Genomic DNA, 17,588 nt, shown 5'->3' with positions numbered 1-17,588 from the left:
CCGCTTCCGGGATCGATCCATGCCGACCATCTGGCTCTTCGCTATCGTCCTCGTCACGGGCCTCGCGGGCTTCGCGCTCGCGCGGGGCAGGGCGGTCGCCTCCGCCGGGGGCGACACGCGCGTCATGCACTCCCGCCCGCTCTACCACGGGCTCAACGGCCTGCTGACGGCGATGCTGCCCGCGCTGGGGCTGCTCGTCGCGTGGCTGATCCTGCAGCCGGTCCTGCTCGACCGCGCCGTGGTGGGCGCCATCCCTCCCGAGGTGCTGGAGGACGGGGCGGCCCGCTCCCTCGTGATGGCGGACGTGCGGCGGGTGGCGGACGGGCTCGACGCGGCCATCGCGGCCGGGGTCGCCACGCCCGAGGGCCTCGCCGCGCTCACCGCCGAGGACGACGTGCGCGGGCTGCTCGGCCAGGCGGGCGTGGCGCTCGGCTCGGACGTCTCGCCCTACGTGCTGGAGGCGGCGCGGGACATGCGCGCGACCGCGGCCACGCTGCGCGTCGTGATGTGGGTCGCGGTGCTCGCCGTCCTCGCCATCGGGCTGGGCGTGGCGCTCAAGCGGTCCCACGCCGACTACCGGGCGCGCAACTTCGTCGAGCGGGGGGTGCTCGTCCTCCTCGTCGCCGCCGCCTCCATCGCGGTGCTCACGACGGTGGGGATCGTCGCCTCCATGCTGTTCGAGACGGTCAACTTCTTCTCGCAATACCCCGCCTCCTCCTTCTTCTTCTCGACCAACTGGGACCCGTCCTTCTCGGGCCGGGGCGGGGGGTCGGAGCTGGGCATCGTGCCGCTGCTCTGGGGCACGCTCTACATCTCGTTCATCGCGCTCCTCGTGGCGGTCCCGGTGGGCCTCCTCGCCGCGATCTACCTCAGCGAGTTCGCGTCCAAGCGGATGCGCTCGGTCGCCAAGCCGGTGATCGAGGTGCTCGCGGGCATCCCGACCATCGTCTACGGCCTCTTCGCGCTGATCACCGTCGGCCCGCTGCTGCGCGACGCCATCGCCTCGCCGCTGGGCTTGGGCAACTCGGCCTCGTCGGTGATGACCGCGGGGCTGGTGATGGGGATCATGCTGATCCCCTTCGTGTCCTCCCTCTCCGACGACATCATCAACGCGGTGCCGCAGGCGATGCGCGACGGCTCGTTCGGGCTGGGCGCCACCCATGCCGAGACCATCCGGCAGGTGATCCTCCCCGCCGCGCTGCCGGGCATCGTGGGCGCGGTCCTGCTCGCCGCCTCGCGCGCCATCGGCGAGACGATGATCGTGGTCCTCGGGGCAGGGGCGGCGGCCAAGCTCTCGCTCAACCCCTTCGAGGCGATGACCACGGTGACCGTGAAGATCGTCAGCCAGCTCACCGGCGACACCGACTTCGCCTCGCCGGAGACGCTCGTGGCCTTCGCGCTGGGCCTGACGCTCTTCGTGATCACGCTCGGGCTGAACGTCCTCGCCCTCTACATCGTCCGCACCTACCGGGAGCAGTACGAATGACCGACGCCACCGCATCGGGCGCCCCGGCGACCGCGCCCGCCAACTCGCTCATGGCCCCCGACGCCCGCACCGCGAGGCGCAACGCGGCGGAGAAGCGGTTCCGGGCCTACGGGCTCGGGGCCATCGCGGTCGCCTTCGGCGCCTTGGTCGTGCTGCTCCTCTCTATCCTGTCGAACGGGCTCGGCGCGTTCACGCAGGCCAAGCTATCCTTCCCCGTCACCCTGCAGGCCGAGCAGGTGGCCGAGGCGGAGGGCGCGCTCCTCAAGACCTCCGCCTACAAGGCGATGCTGCAGGAGGCGCTGGCGGCATACCTCGCGGAGCAGGGGACCGACGTGGACGCCGAGGTGGCGATCTCGCTCCTGTCGGACGAGGCGGCCGCCACGTTGCGGGAGTTCGCCCTCGCAAACGCCGACCGCTACGGCGAGCCGGTGCCCTTCACGATCCTCGCCAACGGGCGCATCGACGGCTTCTTCAAGGGCCGGGTCACCTACGAGAGCGCGGAGCTGGACCGCAACGTCTCGCCCGAGCAGCTCCGCGCCGCCGAATCCCTGCGCGACGCGGGCGTGCTGACCGCGGGGTTCAACTGGAGCTTCATCACCGCGCCGGACGCCTCAGACAACCGGGTCGAGGCGGCGGGCCTCGGCGTGGCGATGCTGGGCTCGCTCTACATGATGCTCGTCGTGCTCGTGCTGGCCCTGCCCATCGGCGTGGCCGCCAGCATCTACCTCGAGGAGTTCGCCCCGCAGAACCGGCTGACGGACCTGATCGAGGTGAACATCTCCAACCTCGCCGCGGTGCCGTCGATCGTGTTCGGCATCCTCGGCCTCGCCATCTTCATCAACTGGGCCGGCCTGCCCCAGTCGGCGCCCATCGTCGGCGGCCTCGTGCTGACCCTGATGACGCTGCCCACGATCATCATCGCCACCCGCGCCGCGCTCAAGGCGGTGCCGCCGTCCATCCGGGACGCGGCCCTCGGCCTCGGCGCGTCGAAGATGCAGAGCGTGTTCCACCACGTCCTCCCCTTGGCGATGCCGGGCATCTTGACGGGGACGATCATCGGGTTGGCGCAGGCGCTGGGCGAGACCGCGCCGCTGCTGCTGATCGGGATGGTGGCCTTCGTGCGCGAGTATCCGGACGCGCCGCCCGAGGGGCTGTTCGACCCGGCCTCCGCGCTGCCCGTCCAGATCTACAACTGGACGCAGCGCGCCGATCCCGGCTTCTTCGAGCGGGCGTCCGGCGCGATCATCGTCCTGCTGCTGTTCCTGCTGGTCATGAACCTGACCGCGATTTTCCTGAGGCGCCGCTTCGAGCGGCGATGGTAAGCCGATGAACGACATGCGACTCACCGAGAGGGTGCGGACCGAGATGGCCACGAAGATGCAGGCGCGCGGCGTGGACGTGCACTACGGCGACACCCACGCGATCAAGGACGTGTCGATCGACATCCCCGACCGGACCGTCACAGCCTTCATCGGCCCGTCGGGCTGCGGCAAGTCGACCTTCCTGCGCTGCCTGAACCGGATGAACGACACCATCCCGATCGCGCGGGTCACGGGCGACATCACCTTGGACGGCGAGGACGTCTACGACCGGCGCGTCGATCCGGTGCAGCTGCGTGCCAAGGTCGGCATGGTGTTCCAGAAGCCGAACCCGTTTCCCAAGTCGATCTACGACAACGTGGCCTACGGCCCCCGCATCCACGGCCTGTCGCGCAACAAGGCCGAGCTTGACGGCATCGTCGAGCAGTCGCTCCGCCGCGCCGCCCTCTGGGACGAGGCGAAGGACCGGCTCGATCAGCCGGGCACCGGCCTGTCGGGCGGGCAGCAGCAGCGCCTGTGCATCGCGCGCGCCGTCGCCACCTCGCCCGAGGTGCTGCTGATGGACGAGCCGTGCTCGGCCCTCGACCCCATCGCCACGGGGCAGGTGGAGGAACTGATCGACGAATTGCGGCAGAACTTCACCGTGGTGATCGTCACCCACTCCATGCAGCAGGCCGCCCGCGTGAGCCAGCGCACGGCCTTCTTTCACCTCGGGAACCTCGTCGAATACGGGGAGACCGGGCAGATCTTCACCCAGCCCGAGGATCCCCGGACCGAATCCTACATCTCGGGGCGCATCGGATGAGCGACATGATCGGCAGCCGCCACATCGTCTCGGCCTTCGACCGGGATCTGGAAGCGATCCAAGCCATGCTCATGAAGATGGGCGGGCAGGTCGAGGCCGCCATCGGCGAGGCCATCGAGGCCCTCGCCACGCAGGACGCCGAGCGCGCGCTCCTCGTCCGGCGGGGCGACAAGGAGATCGACCGCATGGAGCAGCGGGTGAACGAGGAGGCCGCGCGCGTCATCGCGCTGCGCCAGCCCATCGCCACGGACCTCCGCACGGTGCTCACGGTGTTCCGCATCTCCGCCGCCCTCGAGCGGATCGGCGACTACGCGAAGAACATCGCGAAACGCACTGAGATCATTATGGACCTCCACCCCGTCGACGGCGCGGCACCGTCGCTCCGGCGGATGGGCCGGCTGGTGCAGGCGATGCTGAAGGACACGCTCGACGCCTACATCCAGCGCGATGCCGACCTCGCCCAGGATGTGTGGGCGCGCGACGTGGAGGTGGACCAGATGTATGACGGCCTGTTCCGCGAGTACCTCACCCACATGATGGAGGATCCGCGCAACATCACCGCCTGCATGCACCTGCACTTCATGGCTAAGAACATCGAGCGGATGGGCGACCTCTGCACCGCCGTGGCCGAGCAGGTGATCTACCTCGTGACGGGCGAGCTGCCCGACGACGACCGGCCCAAGGCGGACATGACCAGCCGTCCGGAGGCGGGGCAGGGCGCATGAGCGCCCCCACGGTCCTCGTGGTCGAGGACGAGCCGTCGCAGCGCGAGGTGCTCGTCTACAACCTCGAGGCCGAGGGCTACGACGTGCTCTCCGCCGACGCGGGCGACGCCGCATGGGAGATGGCGCGCGACGAGGGGCCGGACCTGATCCTGCTCGACTGGATGCTGCCCGAGGTGTCCGGGATCGAGGTCTGCCGCCGCATCAAGGCCGCGCCCGAGACCCGCGCGATCCCCGTGGTGATGATCTCCGCCCGCGCCGAGGAGTTGGACCGCGTCCGCGGCCTCGAGACCGGCGCAGACGACTACGTGGTCAAGCCGTATTCCGTGCCCGAGCTCATGGCCCGCATCCGGACCCAGTTGCGCCGCGTCCGTCCGGCGAGCGTCGGCGCGACGCTTGAGCACGGCGACGTCAGCCTCGACGCCGAGACGCATCGCGTCACGCGCGCCGGCACGGAGATCCACCTCGGCCCGACGGAGTTCCGGCTGCTCTCGACCTTCCTCGAACGCCCCGGACGGGTCTGGTCGCGCGAGCAGCTGCTCGACCGCGTCTGGGGCCGCGACATCCATGTCGACACGCGGACCGTCGACGTCCACGTGGGACGGCTCCGCAAGGCACTGCGCAACGCGACCGGCGAGGACGATCCGATCCGCACCGTGCGCGGAGCGGGCTACGCGCTGGGGTAGGCCCCCCTCGCCGACGGACGGATATGTGTCCTGTAAGCGGAATTATGTAATCGACTGGCGTGGCTTGACCGCGCCGGTGCCCCCCCGCACACCCACGCCACCACGCATGGAGGTACGCATGGACGTCGCGGTGATCGGTTTGGGTTCCATGGGCTACGGCATGGCCGCGTCCCTGCTGCGCGCGGGCCACCGCGTCTGGGGCCGCGACGTGAACGCGAACGCCTCCGCGCGCTTCCTCGGCGAAGGCGGCCAGCCCGGCGACGTGCCGTGGGCCGACCTCGACGCCGTGGTCCTCGTGGTCCTGACCGGCGCGCAGACCGAGGCCGTGCTCTACGGCGACGACGGCATCGCGCCCAAGCTGTCGAACGCGGTCGTCCTCGCCTGCGCCACCATGTCCGCCGCGCAGGCCCGCGGCATTGCCGCCCGCCTGCCGGACGGACTCCACTACCTCGACGCCCCGATCTCGGGCGGCGCGGCCAAGGCGGCCTCGGGCGAGCTGTCGATCATGGCCTCCGGCGCGCGCGCGGCCTTCGACGCGGCGCGCCCCGTGCTCGACGCCTGCGCGGCCACGGTGTTCGACCTCGGCGACGCGCCGGGCACGGGCAGCGCGATGAAGTCCGTCAACCAGTTGCTGGCCGGCGTTCACATCGCGGCGATGGCCGAGGCGATCACCTTCGGGATCAGCCAAGGCATCGACCCGGACACCTTCCTGCGCGTGATCCCGCATTGCGCGGGCACCTCGTGGATGCTGGAGAACCGCGCGCCGCACGTGGCCGAGAGCGACTACGAACCCCGCTCCGCCGTCGACATCTGGCCTAAGGACCTCGGCATCGTGCTCGACGCGGCCCGCGGATCGGGCTTCGGCGCGCCCCTCGCGGCGGCCGCGATGCAGCAGTTCCTCGCCGCCAGCGGCTCCGGCCTCGGGCGCGAGGACGACGCGGCGGTGGCGAAGGTCTATGCGCGCAACGCCGGCCTCCGTCTTCCCGGCGATCCATGACGGACCTGCGCGAACGGCTGTGCATCTTGGCACGGTCACTTTACGATCGCGGCCTAACCCACGGATCGACTGGGAATATCTCCGCGCGTACGCCGGATGGCGGCCTGCTCGTCTCGCCCACGGGCAGCAGCTTCGGACGCCTCGACCCGGCGCGCCTGTCGCGCTTCGACGACGCCGGAAACCACGTCGACGGCGACCCGCCGACCAAGGAGATGCCGCTCCACGCCGCCTTCTACGAGACGCGCGGAACCGCGAACGCCGTCGTCCACCTCCATCCCGCCCACTCCGTCGCGCTCTCCCTCCTGCCCGCGCAGGATGAGGCCGACTGGCTCCCGGCGCTCACGCCCTACGCGGTGATGAAGCTCGGCCGGGTCCAGCTCCTCCCGGTGTTCCTGCCCGGCGACCCGGCGATGGGCGACGCGGTGCGCGGGCTCGCGGGGCGGCGCTCGGCCGTCATGCTCGCCCATCACGGCCCCGTCGTCGCGGGAAGCAGCCCCGAGGCCGCCTGCGACGCCATCGAGGAGCTGGAGGCGACGGCCCGCCTCGCCCTGCTCACCCACGGGATGGGCGCGCGCGCCTTGGACCCGCAGACCGTCGCGCGCGTCGCGGCCAAGTTCGACGTCGATCTCGGATAAGGGAGCCTTGCCATGATCCTCTCCGCCAACACCGGCTTCCTCTACGCGGACCTTCCCTTCCTCGACCGGATCGCCGCGGCGGCCTCCGACGGGTTCCACGCCGTCGAGTTCCACGACGAATGGCGTCACGAGGCCGAGGACGACCTGCGCGCGGCCCTGCGCGGCGCGGGCCTGCCGGTCATCGGCCTCAACGCGGCGATGGACGACGGGGGACGGGCCGCGGGGCCCGACCGCGCGGCCGCGCGGGCGGATGTCGACGCGGCCCTCTCGATGGCGCGCGCCCTCGGGGCCAAGGCGGTGCATGTCCTCGCCGGCCACCACGAACCGACGCCCGAGGCGATGGACGCCTACGCGGACACGCTGCGCCATGCCACGGCGGGCGACGGGCCGACGATCCTGATCGAGCCGCTCTCGCGCACGGCGAAGCCCGTCTATCCCCTGCGGCGGATCGCGGAGGCGGCGGAGATGATCGAGCGGGTCGGATCGCCGCGGCTGCGCGCCATGTTCGACCTGTTCCACGTCGCGCAGGAGGGGGACGACCCCGTCGTGACGTTCCGCGCGCATCGCGACCGCATCGGGCACGTGCAGGTGGCGCACCCGCGAACGCGCCACGAGCCCGAGGCCCCTGCCCTCGCCGCGCTCGCGGCGGCGGGATGGCAGGGTGCGTTCGGCTGCGAGTACGTCCCGGCGGGCGGGACGCGGGCGGGCCTCGGCTGGCGGGACGCATTGGCGCAAGGGTGAGGCTGCGGCGATGGGTGTGGACATGGCCACCACGCCTGCGGCATCCCTGACGCGAGGAGAGAGGCGGCGGCTATGAAGCTCGACAGGGCCGACCTGCTCGCCGTCATGGCGGCGGAGACGATCGAGGCGGCGTGGGACATCCACGCGGCCCGGATGGCGGGATACGGCTTCGACAAGCTCCTCTACGCCGCGACCAAGTTCCGGGACGGGTCCAACCTCGGCCACCTGGAGGACGCGCTCGTCCTCACGACCCACGACGAGGCGTTCACCCGCGCCTACGTCCAAGGGGGGATGTTCCGCCACGCGCCGCTGGTCCGGTGGTCGATCGACAACGTCGGGATCCTGTCCTTCTCCACGATCCTAGAGAAGGCCAAGGCGGGCGAGTACGGCCCCGAGGAGCAGCGCATCCTCGCCTTCAACGCGCAGCACGGGGTGCGGCACGGCTTCGGCGTCGCCTTCGCGCGCCCGACCTTCCGGCACGGCGCCGGAATCGGGCTGGGCACCACGTCGATGGACCAGGCAGAGGTGGACGCGCTCCTCGCGGAGCACGGGGACGACCTGCTCCTCGCGAACAACACGCTCCATCTCGCGGTCAGCGCCCTGCCCCGGCGCGGCCTTCTGACCGCGCGCCAGCGCGAGGCGCTGCGCTACGTCGCCGAGGGCAAGGCGGCCCGCGACGTGAGCACGCTGATGGGCGTCTCCGTCTCCATGGTCGAGAAGCACCTGCGCGACGGGCGCGAGCGCCTGAACGTCGAGACGACGGCGCAGGCCGTGGCCAAGGCCGCGCTCCAGAACCAGGTCCTGTGGTATCCGGACCACGACGTGACCGGCGCGTCCTGAACCCGTGCGGATGGCGGGGTGAGGAATTCCGCAGTGCCCCCCGCCGACCGCTCGTGCGAACCTCCGAGGGCCTCCGGGAACATCGGCAATTTGGCCGCGGAGTCGGGCGGGCGGGACGCATCCGGCGGGTTAGGCCGGGCGACCCCGCCTGCCGCCCCACCTCTTCCTCCGGACGAGAAGAGGCCCCCGCCGCGGCTGCGGCGGGGGCCTCCTTTCCGGGTCGCGGCGATCAGCCCTGCGCGGCCTTGGCGACCTCGGCGGCGAAGTCCTCCTTGACCACCTCGATGCCCTCGCCGACCTCGAGGCGGACGTAGCCCGTGATCTCGACGCCCGCGTCCTTGGCCGCTTGGCCCACGGTCACGTCCGGGTTCACGACGAACTGCTGGTTCACCAGCGTGACCTCGGCCATGTACTTCTTCATCCGGCCCTCGATCATCTTCTCGATGACCTGCTCCGGCTTGCCCGACTCGCGCGCGATGTCGATCTGGACCTGACGCTCCTTGTCGACGATCGCCTGATCCAGCTCCGCCTCGTTCAGCGCGGCCGGGTTGGTCGCGGCGATGTGCATCGCGATCTGCTTGCCGAGCGCCGTGTCCTCGCCCGACAGCGCGACGAGCACGCCGATCTTGCCCATGTCGGGTGCGGCGGCGTTGTGCACATAGGACACGACCGACCCGCCCGAGAGCTTGGCCATGCGCCGGACGGACATGTTCTCGCCGATGGTGGCGATCTTGTCGGTCACGGTGTCCTGCACGGACTTGCCGCCCATGTCCGCGCTCATCAGCGCGTCGGTGTCGTCCACGTCCAGCGCGGCGCGCGCGATGCCGGCGACCATCGACTGGAAGTCGGCGTTCTTCGCCACGAAGTCCGTCTCCGAGTTCACCTCGACCGCGACGCCCGTGCCGTTCATCACCGTGACGGCCACGAGGCCCTCGGCGGCGGTGCGGCCCGACTTCTTGGCGGCCTTGGCGAGGCCCTTGGTGCGCAGCCAGTCCACGGCCGCGTCGATGTCGCCGTCGGTCTCGGTCAGCGCCTTCTTGGCGTCCATCATGCCCGCGCCGGTCTGGTCGCGGAGTTGCTTCACTTGAGCGGCGGTGATGGCCATCGGCTCACTCCTTGGATGAATGGGTCAGGGGCCGCGCGGAGCGTCTCCGCGCGGCAGGGTCGGACGGACCGCCGGTCAGGCGGTCGTGTCCTCGGGCGTCTCGGCGGGGTTCTCGATCCCGTCCGCGCCGGCGGCGGGCTGCGCCTGCTCGGCCGGCGGCTGCGCGTCCGTGCGCTCCGCGTCCGCGGGCGGGATGTCCACGTCCGGGTTCTCGGCCGCGCCCGGATCGACCACGCCCTCCTCGTCCATGCCTTCCTCGAACTCGCCGAGGTCGACGCCCGCCGCGCCCAGCTGGGCGGTCATGCCGTCCAGCGCCGCGCGGGCCACGAGGTCGCAGTAGAGCGCGATGGCGCGCGCCGCGTCGTCGTTGCCGGGGATCACGTAGTCCACGCCCTCGGGGGACGCGTTCGAGTCGACCACCGCGACGACCGGGATGCCGAGCTTCTTGGCCTCGGCGATCGCGAGGTCCTCCTTGTTGACGTCGATGACGAACAACAGGTCGGGCAGGCCGCCCATCTCGCGGATGCCGCCCAGCGAAGCCTGCAGCTTCGTCTGGTCGCGCTCCATCCCGAGGCGCTCCTTCTTGGTCAGGCCCTCGCCGCCCTCCTCCATCTTCTCGTCGATGGAGCGCAGGCGCTGGATCGAGTTCGAGACCGTCTTCCAGTTGGTGAGCGTGCCGCCCAGCCAGCGGTGGTTCATGTAGTACTGCGCGCAACGCTCGGCGGCGTCGGCGACGGGCTTCTGCGCCTGCCGCTTGGTGCCGACGAACAGGATGCGGCCGCCCTTGGCGGCGGTCTCGCGCACGGCCGTGAGCGCCTGCTCCAGCATCGGGACCGTCTGGGTCAGGTCCATGATGTGGATCCCGTTCTTGGCGCCGTAGATGTACGACCCCATGCGGGGGTTCCAGCGCTGCGTCTGGTGGCCGAAGTGGACGCCCGCTTCGAGAAGCTGGCGCAGGGAGAAATCGGGCAGAGCCATCTGCGACGTTCCTTTTCCGGTTTGTGCCTCGGCGGGGGATCATTCCCCAGATGGGAAAACCGGTGGACCGTCCGGGGATGTCTCCCCCAGGGGCCCGCCCCCGCCTGCGAAGTGACGCGCAGCTAGGCCGGATGCAGGCGGGGCGCAAGGGGGCGCTGGCCGGACGGGGCCGCCGCGTTACGTCCTGCCCCAGCGGAGGGAGACCCGACATGAGCACGCCCGAGCGCCGGCTGACGGCCGCCGACTTCGACCAGGACCTCTTGGACCTCTACGACTACTACGCCCACGGGCGCATCTCGAAGCGCGAGTTCCTCGACCGGGCGGGCAAGTGGGCCGTCGGCGGCCTGACCGCCGCCGCGATCCTCGGGACGCTCGCGCCGAACTACGCGCTCGCACAGCAGGTCGCTGAGGACGACGACGACATCGTGGGCGAGGACATCACCTACGCCAGCCCCGACGGCACCGGCGAGATCACCGCCTATCTCGTGCGCCCCGCCGAGACGGACCCCGAGCGCCCGCCCGCCGCGATCCTCGTCGTCCACGAGAACCGCGGCCTGAACCCCTACATCCGCGACGTCGTGCGCCGTCTGGCCAAAGCCGGGTTCGTGGCGATGGGGCCCGACGGGCTGTCGTCGCTCGGCGGCTACCCCGGCACGGACGACGAGGGGCGCACCATGCAGCGCAGCCTAGACCAAGAGGCGTTGCTCAACGACTTCTTCGCCGGGTTCGAGCACCTCGCCGCGCTGGAGGGGACGAACGGCAAGGTCGGCGCGACGGGCTTCTGCTACGGCGGCGGCGTGGTGAACCGGCTGGCGGCGGCCTATCCCGAGATGGCGGCGGGGGTGCCCTTCTACGGCTCCATGCCCGCCGAGATCGTCCCGTCGATCGAGGCGCCGCTGATGTTCCAGCTCGCCGCGCTGGACCAGCGCATCAACGCGATGTGGCCCGACTTCCAGAAGGCGCTGGAGGAGAACGACAAGCGCTACGAGGCGCACATCTACCCGGGCGTGAACCACGGCTTCCACAACGACACCACGCCCCGCTACGACGAGGCGGCCGCCCGCCTCGCGGAGGAGCGGATGGTGGCGTGGTTCAGGACCTACCTCGCCTGAGGGCGCGCGCGCCGGACTGCGCGCGGCCCGCTCAGGGTCCGGTCAGGGCCCGCTCAGGGGATGATGCGCGTGTACTTCTGCCCGTCGATGGACGCGCCCGCGATCAGGCCGGCCTGGCCGAACACCATGGCGATCACCGGCGTGGTCAGCGCGGTCGTGTCCGTGGTCAGCGTCCCGCCCTCGGCCTTGAGCGCGTACTTGAGGTCCGCGCCCGCCGTCCAGCCGGGGGCCGCGCGGAAGTCCGACAGCGCCGCCGGTGTCATGAAGAACAGGGCCTGCGAGTACTGCTGCGCGCCCAGCTGGAACCCGAAGGAGGCGTTGGCGACCGAGTAGTAGTCCACGGTCGCGCCCTGCACCTTCAGCGCGCCGTTGCCGTAGGCCCCGCCGAGGCCGATCGTGGCCTCCGTCACCAAGGGCAGCATCAGCATGCCGGTCGAGCGCTCGGCCACGGGCCGGGCCTCGGGGACGTTGGAGAACATGAAGCGCGTCGCCTCGTCGACGCGCGCCTCGATGCGCTGCGGGCCGGCGGAGCCGATCCCGTTGCCGCATGCGGCGAGGGCGGGCGCGCAGAGCGCGGCGGAGCCGGCCGCGAGGATGCGGCGGCGCGTGATCTGGGTCATGATGCGTCTCGATATCTGTGCCTCGCGCCGGGGTCGTGCCGCCCCGTTCGCCCCCGCAGAGTGCCCCCCGGATCCCCCGTCCGTCCACCCGGCGGCCCGATCCCCGCCGGACCGTGGCCCGCAGGCCCGCTTTGTGGCGGGAATGCGGCGGCTCAGGCCAAGGGGTCGTAGGGACCGGTCCGGTCCTCCGGCCCCGTCCCGCCCACGTCGCCGCCGAACTCCGGGAACGTCCGCGCGAAGCGCGCCGCCTGCCGCGCGGTCCACGCGACCCGCAGCTCCAGCCCGCCCTCGCCCGCGCCCTCGCCCGTGACGGCACCCACCTCGTGGAGCCAAGCGCGCGCCCGGCCCGCGTCGAACGGCAGCGTCAGCGCGACCTCCGTGACCTCCTCGGTCAGCTCCTCCGCCACGCGGGACAGGAAGGCGTCCAGCCCCTCCCCCGTGAGCGCCGAGCCGAGATAGACGTCCCCGTCCCGCGCGGCGCGGTTCTCGACCGCCTCCCGCGCGGTCCCCTCCAGCGCGTCGGCCTTGTTCCACAGCTCCAGCCGCACCACGTCCTCGCGCACGCCCAGCTCCTCGAGGATGGTCTCGACGTCGCGCGCCTGCGCCTCCGCCTCCGGGTGGCTGACGTCGCGCACGTGCACGATCAGGTCCGCCTCCAGCACCTCCTCCAAGGTGGCGCGGAAGGCCGCGACCAGCTGCGTCGGCAGGTCCGAGATGAAGCCCACCGTGTCCGACAGGATCACGTCCGTGTCGTGCGGCAGCTTCACCGCCCGCATCGTCGGGTCCAGCGTGGCGAAGAGCATGTCCTTCGCCATCACTTCCGCGCCGGTCAGGCGGTTGAACAGCGTCGACTTGCCCGCGTTCGTGTAGCCCACAAGGGCCACCACCGGATACGGCACCTTGGCGCGGGCCGCGCGGTGCAGCTCCCGCGTGCGCGTCACCTTCTCCAGCTGGCGGCGGATGCGGACCATCTGCTCGTCGATGGCGCGGCGGTCCGCCTCGATCTGCGTCTCGCCCGGCCCGCCGACGAAGCCCCCTGCCCCGCCCGATCCGCCGCGCTGCCGCTCGAGGTGCGTCCACGCCTTCACCAGCCGCGTCCGCTGATAGCTGAGCGCCGCGAGGTCGACCTGCAGCACGCCCTCCCGCGTGGCCGCCCGGTCGCCGAAGATCTCGAGGATCAGGCCGGTACGGTCCAGCACCTTCACCTTCCACTCCCGCTCGAGGTTGCGCTGCTGCACGGGCGTCACCGGCCCGTCCACCATAACCACGTCGATCCCCTCGGCCTCCAGCCGGGGCGCGACCTCCTCCAGCTTGCCGCGGTTGAACAGGTGGCCCGGATGCGGCTGCGGCAGGCGCACCACGTCGGCCCACGCCACCTCGAGGTCGGGCAGCGCCGCCGCCAAGGACACCGCCTCGGCCAAGGCCAGCTTGGGATCGCGCCCGGACCGGTCCGCCCCGCGCGTGTCGGGATGCAGCACGACGGCGCGCGTCACGCGCGCGCCGGCATCGAAGAACTTCTCTTTCATGGAGACCCTACCGTTCCGAGGGTCCGGGGTTCCGTTACCCCTCGCCCTCGGCCTTCTCGCCGCCCGTGGGACCGCCATCGTAGAGGCTGATCGGCTGGGACGGCATGACCGTGGAGATCGCGCTCTTGTAGACGAGCTGGGACTGGCCGTCCCGGCGCAGGAGCACGCAGAAGTTGTCGAACCACGTGATGACGCCCTGCAGCTTCACGCCGTTGATCAGGAAGATCGTGACGGGGATCTTCTCCCGCCGGACGTGGTTCAGGAACGCGTCCTGGAGGTTCTGCTTGTCTGAGGCCATCGTCCCGGTCCTTGTCGCGGCCTCCCGCGACGACGGGCGGGGGCGGATTCTTTGTTGACCCGGTGTGTCGAGACTCCCCCGCGCGAAGGAAAGCGCCACCGGGCGGATGGAGGGGCGACTGTGCCGTTCCCGTCACGGATTCCGCGCCGTCAGCGCCAGAAGGCGGGGTTGAACAGCGCGATCAGCGCCAAGGCCTCCAGCCGCCCCAGCACCATCGCCACTGCGAACACGCCCTGCGCCGCCGCCGGCAGGTCGCCCAGCCGCGCCGCCGCGATCCCCGCCGCGTCGACCAGCGGCCCGCAGGTCGCAAGCGCCGCCACCGCCAGCACGGCCGCCGCCTCGAACGAAACCCCCGTCGCCGTGAACGCCATCACCGCGCCCGCGAGCGACAGCGCGAAGAGCATGAAGAAGATCCACGCCGCCTCGATCCCCGCCCGCGACAGGCGCCGCGCGCCCGCCCCGTGCCCGCCCGCCGCCGACGGGTGCACCAACAGGTCCATCTCCCGCCGCCCGTGGGCGTAGAGCGCGTAGATGCGCAGCAGCTTCACGCCCCCCGCCGTGGTCGCCACCCCGCCACCGAACAGCGCCAGCCCCATCAGCAGCACCGCCGGGCTCTCCAGCCCGGACCAGCCGCGCGCCAAGCTCCATTCCGCGCTGACGAAGCCGGCCGTCGTGAGGAAGGACAGCGCCGTGAACGCCGCCCCCCAGAGCGCGCCCGCCGCCGCGCGCAAGGTGCCCATCCCGCTCACCTCGTAGCTTCCGAGCCAGTGGCGCGCGAACAGGATCAGCGCCGTGGCGAGGACCACCACGAAGGCGAGGCGCGCCTCGCGGTCCTCCGCCATCCCCCGGATGCGCCGCCGGTGCAGGTCGGTCGCGAAGGCCCGCCGCGTGACGGCGAAGATCAGGAAGGCCGCGACGGCGAACTCCGCGAGGAGGCCGCCCGACGCGATGGCGACCCCGCCCGTGATCCCGGAGGTCGAGAGCGTCGACATCGCGTGAATCGCCGCGACCGTGGGATCGGTGCCGATCAGCGACAGCAGCAGCCAGAGCGACAGGGTCAGGCCGACGTAGATCGGCCCCAAGGTCCGCACGGCCCGCCCGACGCGGGCGCGCGCGTCGACCTCGCCGCTGCCGTCCCGCCCGACCCGCAGGCGCGCGCCGCCGGGGGCCAGCACCTCGAACCCGCCTAGCGACAGCGGCGCGAGGATCGCGGCCGCCGCGATCCAGACGAGCAGGCCGCCCTGCCACGCCACGAGCGCGCGCCACAGGTGGATGGTGCGCGTGAACTCGACATCCGCGAAGAGCGAGCCGCCGGTGGTGGTCGCCGCCGCGATCATCTCGACCCAGAGCGGCCCGAGCCCCGCCTCGGGGCGCAGCTCCATCACCGGCAGCGCCGCCGCGAGCGGCAGCAACGCGAAGGCCACCACCAGCGAGACGAGCTGGCCCCGCACCTCCAGCTCCGCGCGCCGCGCCGTGGCGAGGCCGAGAAGGCCGAACCCCGCCCCGAGGAGGATCGCCCAGTAGAAGAACGCGCGCGCCTCCTCGTGCCGGTCGTTGACCAGCGCGTGGGACATCGGCAGCAGCATCGACGCCGTCAGCACCAGCCCCGCGAGCACCGCCAGCGGCAGCCGCCGCTCGGGCGCGGCCCCCGCCCGGCCCCGCGCGGCGTCCGCCATCAGAAGAAGTCCACCTGCACCTGCATCAGGCGCTCGACCTCCGGCACGTCCGCCGACAGGGCGAAGAGCGCGACCGTGTCGCCCTCGTCGATCCGGGTGTCGCCGCGCGGGCGGACGTAGGTGCCGTCGCGCTTGAGCACCCCGCCCACCAGCGCGCCCTCCGGGAACTCGATGTCCGAGATGCGCTGGCCCGTCATCGGCGAGGTCGTGAGCACCTGCGCCTCGATGATCTCGCCCTCGGCGTCGCCCAGCGAGTAGACCGTCCGCACCCGCCCGTGCCGGACGTGGCGCAGGATCGACGACACCGTGGTCTGCCGCGGGTTGATGTAGGCGTCGATGTTGAGCGGCCCCATCAGCGGCGTCAGCGTCGGGTCGTTGATCAGCGCGATCGTCTTGCGGCAGCCGTTCGCCTTGGCCCGCACGGCGGCCAGCATGTTGGTCTTGTCGTCGTCCGTGACGCACAGGACGCTGTCGGCGCGGTCGACCGACGCCTCCCGCAGGAGCTCCATGTCGAGGCCGTCGCCCTGCAGCACGATGGTCCGCTCCAAGGTCTCGGCCGCCAGCTCGGCGCAGCGGCGGTTCTTCTCGATCACCTTGGCCCGGATGCGCTCGGGCGCGTCCTCCAGCGCACGCGCGACGGCGAGGCCGACGTTGCCGCCGCCGACGATCACGACCCGCTCCTGCTTGCGGACGGTCTTGCCGAAGATCTCCTGCGTGCGCCCCACGTCGTCCGTGTGGGTGAACACGTAGATCGAGTCGCCCGCGTAGAGTTGGTCCCCCGGCTCCGGCGCGAAGAGGCGCCCGCGGGGGCGGCGCACGGCCACCACCACCGCGCGCAGCGTGCTGAACAGCTCGGAGAGCTGCCGCAGCGGCGTGTTGAGCACCGGGCAGTCCTCGTCGAGCCGCAGCCCGATCACCTGCGCCGTGCCGTCCATGAAGCTCTCGGTGTCGAACGCCTCCGGCGCGCGCAGGCGGCGCAGGGCGGCCGCGGCCACCTCCCGCTCCGGCGAGATCACGACGTCGATGGGCATGTGCTCGCGGCGGTAGAGGTCGGCGTTGATCGCCTCGAGGTAGGACTGCGCCCGCAGGCGCGCGATCTTCCGCGGGACCGTGAAGACGGAGTGTGCGACCTGGCAGGTCACCATGTTCACCTCGTCCGAATGGGTCGCCGCGATCAGCATGTCCGCGTCCTCCGCGCCCGCGTCGCGCAGGACGTTCGGATAGGAGGCGAACCCGGTGATCCCCTGCACGTCCAGCGAGTCCGTCGCCCGCGCCACGAGGTCGGCGTCGTTGTCGACGACCGTGACGTCGTTGCGCTCGCCCGAGAGGTGGCGCGCGATCTGCCAGCCGACCTGGCCCGCGCCGCAGATGATGACCTTCATGGGGTGCCTTCGGACCGCCTCCGGAGAGAACGAGGCGTAGGCGCGGGGGGCGGGTCGGTCAAGCGCGGCGGCCGCGGGCCGCGGCTCCGTCAGCCCGCGGATCTTTCGTTAACCGAAGGTGAACGGGGCTGGGCGCACCGCGCGTATGCACGATGTATGTACGGGGGGTGCACAGGGGGCGCCCCCAGCGTACGGTGCTCGGATGACACGGAAAATACCCCTTGCCCTCGCCGTGCTCGCCCTCGCCGCCTGCGCCGGGGGCAGCGCGACCGTCTGGCTCAAGCCCGGCGTCGAGACCGGCGTCGCCTTCCGCGAGGAAGCCGCCTGCCGCGCCGAGGCGCGCCGCCTTGCGCCCGTCGACCGCCGCATCTCGACCGCGCCGTCGATCACGCTGGGCGTCGGGCTAAACCGCTGCTCCGGCAACGTTTGCATCGGCGCGGGCACGGCCCGCGACGTGTTCGACGCCGACCGGAACGAGCCGCGCCGCGACCAAGCCTTCGGGGCCTGCATGGGCCGCGCGGGCTACGCGCTGACCTCCCTGCCCCGCTGCCGGGGCGCGGTCACGCCGCTCGCGACTCACCCCTTCGACACGCGCGGCGTCTGCGTCGCCGCTGACGGCACCTTGGCCGCGCCGTAGAAGGGGCGGCGGCCTCGGCCCGC

18 protein-coding genes are annotated in these 17,588 nt (G+C 71.8%); 11 read left to right on the top strand and 7 right to left on the bottom strand.

Annotated elements, in window-relative coordinates; all coding sequences use genetic code 11:
* Positions 1–19 precede the first annotated feature (19 nt).
* From pstC to JQC91_RS09360, 9 genes are all read left to right on the top strand, one after another.
* A complete protein-coding gene (gene pstC / locus JQC91_RS09400; protein WP_203286582.1) occupies positions 20–1,486 on the top strand; it encodes a phosphate ABC transporter permease subunit PstC in 1,467 nt (488 codons plus the stop codon).
* Positions 1,483–2,808 carry a phosphate ABC transporter permease PstA gene (gene pstA, locus JQC91_RS09395; RefSeq protein WP_203286581.1) on the top strand — a complete coding sequence of 442 codons (1,326 nt, stop codon included), beginning with the start codon at positions 1,483–1,485 and terminating at the stop codon, positions 2,806–2,808. The genes pstC and pstA overlap by 4 nt, the downstream gene beginning before the upstream one ends.
* 4 nt (positions 2,809–2,812) lie before the next feature.
* Positions 2,813–3,610 (top strand): phosphate ABC transporter ATP-binding protein PstB, encoded by a 798-nt coding sequence (pstB, locus tag JQC91_RS09390; RefSeq protein ID WP_203286580.1) that lies wholly within the window; start codon positions 2,813–2,815, stop codon positions 3,608–3,610.
* A gap of 5 nt (positions 3,611–3,615) precedes the next feature.
* Complete coding sequence (gene phoU / locus JQC91_RS09385) at positions 3,616–4,335, top strand: phosphate signaling complex protein PhoU (protein ID WP_203287492.1); 720 nt, start codon at positions 3,616–3,618, stop codon at positions 4,333–4,335.
* Entirely contained in the window at positions 4,332–5,018 is a 687-nt protein-coding gene (gene phoB / locus JQC91_RS09380) for a phosphate regulon transcriptional regulator PhoB (protein WP_203286579.1), read from the top strand. Before phoU ends, phoB begins: the two co-directional genes overlap by 4 nt.
* Before the next feature lie 118 nt (positions 5,019–5,136).
* Positions 5,137–6,015 carry an L-threonate dehydrogenase gene (gene ltnD / locus JQC91_RS09375; RefSeq protein WP_238941463.1) on the top strand — a complete coding sequence of 293 codons (879 nt, stop codon included), beginning with the start codon at positions 5,137–5,139 and terminating at the stop codon, positions 6,013–6,015.
* A complete protein-coding gene (locus JQC91_RS09370; protein ID WP_203286577.1) occupies positions 6,012–6,650 on the top strand; it encodes an aldolase in 639 nt (212 codons plus the stop codon). The genes ltnD and JQC91_RS09370 overlap by 4 nt, the downstream gene beginning before the upstream one ends.
* 12 nt (positions 6,651–6,662) lie before the next feature.
* Positions 6,663–7,391 (top strand): TIM barrel protein, encoded by a 729-nt coding sequence (locus JQC91_RS09365; protein ID WP_203286576.1) that lies wholly within the window; start codon positions 6,663–6,665, stop codon positions 7,389–7,391.
* A gap of 72 nt (positions 7,392–7,463) precedes the next feature.
* On the top strand, positions 7,464–8,231 hold the full coding sequence (locus JQC91_RS09360; RefSeq protein WP_203286575.1) for a LuxR family transcriptional regulator: 768 nt from the start codon (positions 7,464–7,466) through the stop codon (positions 8,229–8,231).
* A gap of 229 nt (positions 8,232–8,460) precedes the next feature.
* Here the strand turns inward: JQC91_RS09360 and tsf are convergent, their stop codons facing one another.
* Both tsf and rpsB read right to left on the bottom strand, forming a co-directional pair.
* On the bottom strand, positions 8,461–9,336 hold the full coding sequence (gene tsf, locus JQC91_RS09355) for a translation elongation factor Ts (RefSeq protein WP_203286574.1): 876 nt from the start codon (positions 9,334–9,336) through the stop codon (positions 8,461–8,463).
* 75 nt (positions 9,337–9,411) lie between these two features.
* Entirely contained in the window at positions 9,412–10,314 is a 903-nt protein-coding gene (gene rpsB, locus JQC91_RS09350; RefSeq protein ID WP_203286573.1) for a 30S ribosomal protein S2, read from the bottom strand.
* 209 nt (positions 10,315–10,523) lie between these two features.
* Here rpsB and yghX point away from each other — a divergent pair, with 209 nt between their 5' ends.
* A complete protein-coding gene (gene yghX / locus JQC91_RS09345) occupies positions 10,524–11,426 on the top strand; it encodes a YghX family hydrolase (protein ID WP_203286572.1) in 903 nt (300 codons plus the stop codon).
* Positions 11,427–11,479: 53 nt separating this feature from the next.
* Here the strand turns inward: yghX and JQC91_RS09340 are convergent, their stop codons facing one another.
* The 5 genes from JQC91_RS09340 to trkA all read right to left on the bottom strand — a co-directional run bounded on the left by JQC91_RS09340 (position 11,480) and on the right by trkA (position 16,928).
* Entirely contained in the window at positions 11,480–12,046 is a 567-nt protein-coding gene (locus tag JQC91_RS09340) for a YSC84-related protein (protein ID WP_203286571.1), read from the bottom strand.
* Positions 12,047–12,198: 152 nt separating this feature from the next.
* Positions 12,199–13,572, bottom strand: coding sequence for a GTPase HflX (gene hflX / locus JQC91_RS09335; RefSeq protein WP_203286570.1), 1,374 nt, complete (start codon positions 13,570–13,572; stop codon positions 12,199–12,201).
* A 34-nt stretch (positions 13,573–13,606) separates the two neighbouring features.
* Complete coding sequence (hfq, locus tag JQC91_RS09330; RefSeq protein WP_203286569.1) at positions 13,607–13,870, bottom strand: RNA chaperone Hfq; 264 nt, start codon at positions 13,868–13,870, stop codon at positions 13,607–13,609.
* A gap of 149 nt (positions 13,871–14,019) precedes the next feature.
* A complete protein-coding gene (locus JQC91_RS09325; RefSeq protein ID WP_203286568.1) occupies positions 14,020–15,546 on the bottom strand; it encodes a potassium transporter TrkG in 1,527 nt (508 codons plus the stop codon).
* Positions 15,546–16,928, bottom strand: coding sequence for a Trk system potassium transporter TrkA (gene trkA, locus JQC91_RS09320; RefSeq protein WP_203286567.1), 1,383 nt, complete (start codon positions 16,926–16,928; stop codon positions 15,546–15,548). Before trkA ends, JQC91_RS09325 begins: the two co-directional genes overlap by 1 nt.
* A 232-nt stretch (positions 16,929–17,160) precedes the next feature.
* Between trkA and JQC91_RS09315 the strand changes: the two genes are divergently transcribed.
* Positions 17,161–17,565: a hypothetical protein gene (locus tag JQC91_RS09315; protein ID WP_203286566.1), complete on the top strand. Its 405-nt coding sequence runs from the start codon at positions 17,161–17,163 to the stop codon at positions 17,563–17,565.
* The last annotated feature ends 23 nt before the right edge of the window (positions 17,566–17,588 follow it).

Origin of the sequence: Jannaschia sp. Os4, from assembly GCF_016820245.1 — a bacterium.
In the GTDB taxonomy this organism is placed as follows: Bacteria; Pseudomonadota; Alphaproteobacteria; order Rhodobacterales; family Rhodobacteraceae; genus Jannaschia.
This window is presented reverse-complemented; position numbering and strand designations above follow the sequence as displayed.

Bases quoted from the DNA above. Each gene is read 5' to 3' on its own strand.
- pstB (WP_203286580.1), top strand. From the start codon at position 2,813: ATGAACGACATGCGACTCACCGAGAGGGTGCGGACCGAGATGGCCACG.
- JQC91_RS09340 (WP_203286571.1), bottom strand. From the start codon at position 12,046: ATGACCCAGATCACGCGCCGCCGCATCCTCGCGGCCGGCTCCGCCGCG.
- JQC91_RS09365 (WP_203286576.1), top strand. From the start codon at position 6,663: ATGATCCTCTCCGCCAACACCGGCTTCCTCTACGCGGACCTTCCCTTC.
- ltnD (WP_238941463.1), top strand. From the start codon at position 5,137: ATGGACGTCGCGGTGATCGGTTTGGGTTCCATGGGCTACGGCATGGCC.
- JQC91_RS09360 (WP_203286575.1), top strand. From the start codon at position 7,464: ATGAAGCTCGACAGGGCCGACCTGCTCGCCGTCATGGCGGCGGAGACG.
- JQC91_RS09370 (WP_203286577.1), top strand. From the start codon at position 6,012: ATGACGGACCTGCGCGAACGGCTGTGCATCTTGGCACGGTCACTTTAC.
- rpsB (WP_203286573.1), bottom strand. From the start codon at position 10,314: ATGGCTCTGCCCGATTTCTCCCTGCGCCAGCTTCTCGAAGCGGGCGTC.
- trkA (WP_203286567.1), bottom strand. From the start codon at position 16,928: ATGAAGGTCATCATCTGCGGCGCGGGCCAGGTCGGCTGGCAGATCGCG.
- pstC (WP_203286582.1), top strand. From the start codon at position 20: ATGCCGACCATCTGGCTCTTCGCTATCGTCCTCGTCACGGGCCTCGCG.
- pstA (WP_203286581.1), top strand. From the start codon at position 1,483: ATGACCGACGCCACCGCATCGGGCGCCCCGGCGACCGCGCCCGCCAAC.
- phoB (WP_203286579.1), top strand. From the start codon at position 4,332: ATGAGCGCCCCCACGGTCCTCGTGGTCGAGGACGAGCCGTCGCAGCGC.
- hflX (WP_203286570.1), bottom strand. From the start codon at position 13,572: ATGAAAGAGAAGTTCTTCGATGCCGGCGCGCGCGTGACGCGCGCCGTC.
- phoU (WP_203287492.1), top strand. From the start codon at position 3,616: ATGATCGGCAGCCGCCACATCGTCTCGGCCTTCGACCGGGATCTGGAA.
- JQC91_RS09325 (WP_203286568.1), bottom strand. From the start codon at position 15,546: ATGGCGGACGCCGCGCGGGGCCGGGCGGGGGCCGCGCCCGAGCGGCGG.
- hfq (WP_203286569.1), bottom strand. From the start codon at position 13,870: ATGGCCTCAGACAAGCAGAACCTCCAGGACGCGTTCCTGAACCACGTC.
- tsf (WP_203286574.1), bottom strand. From the start codon at position 9,336: ATGGCCATCACCGCCGCTCAAGTGAAGCAACTCCGCGACCAGACCGGC.
- yghX (WP_203286572.1), top strand. From the start codon at position 10,524: ATGAGCACGCCCGAGCGCCGGCTGACGGCCGCCGACTTCGACCAGGAC.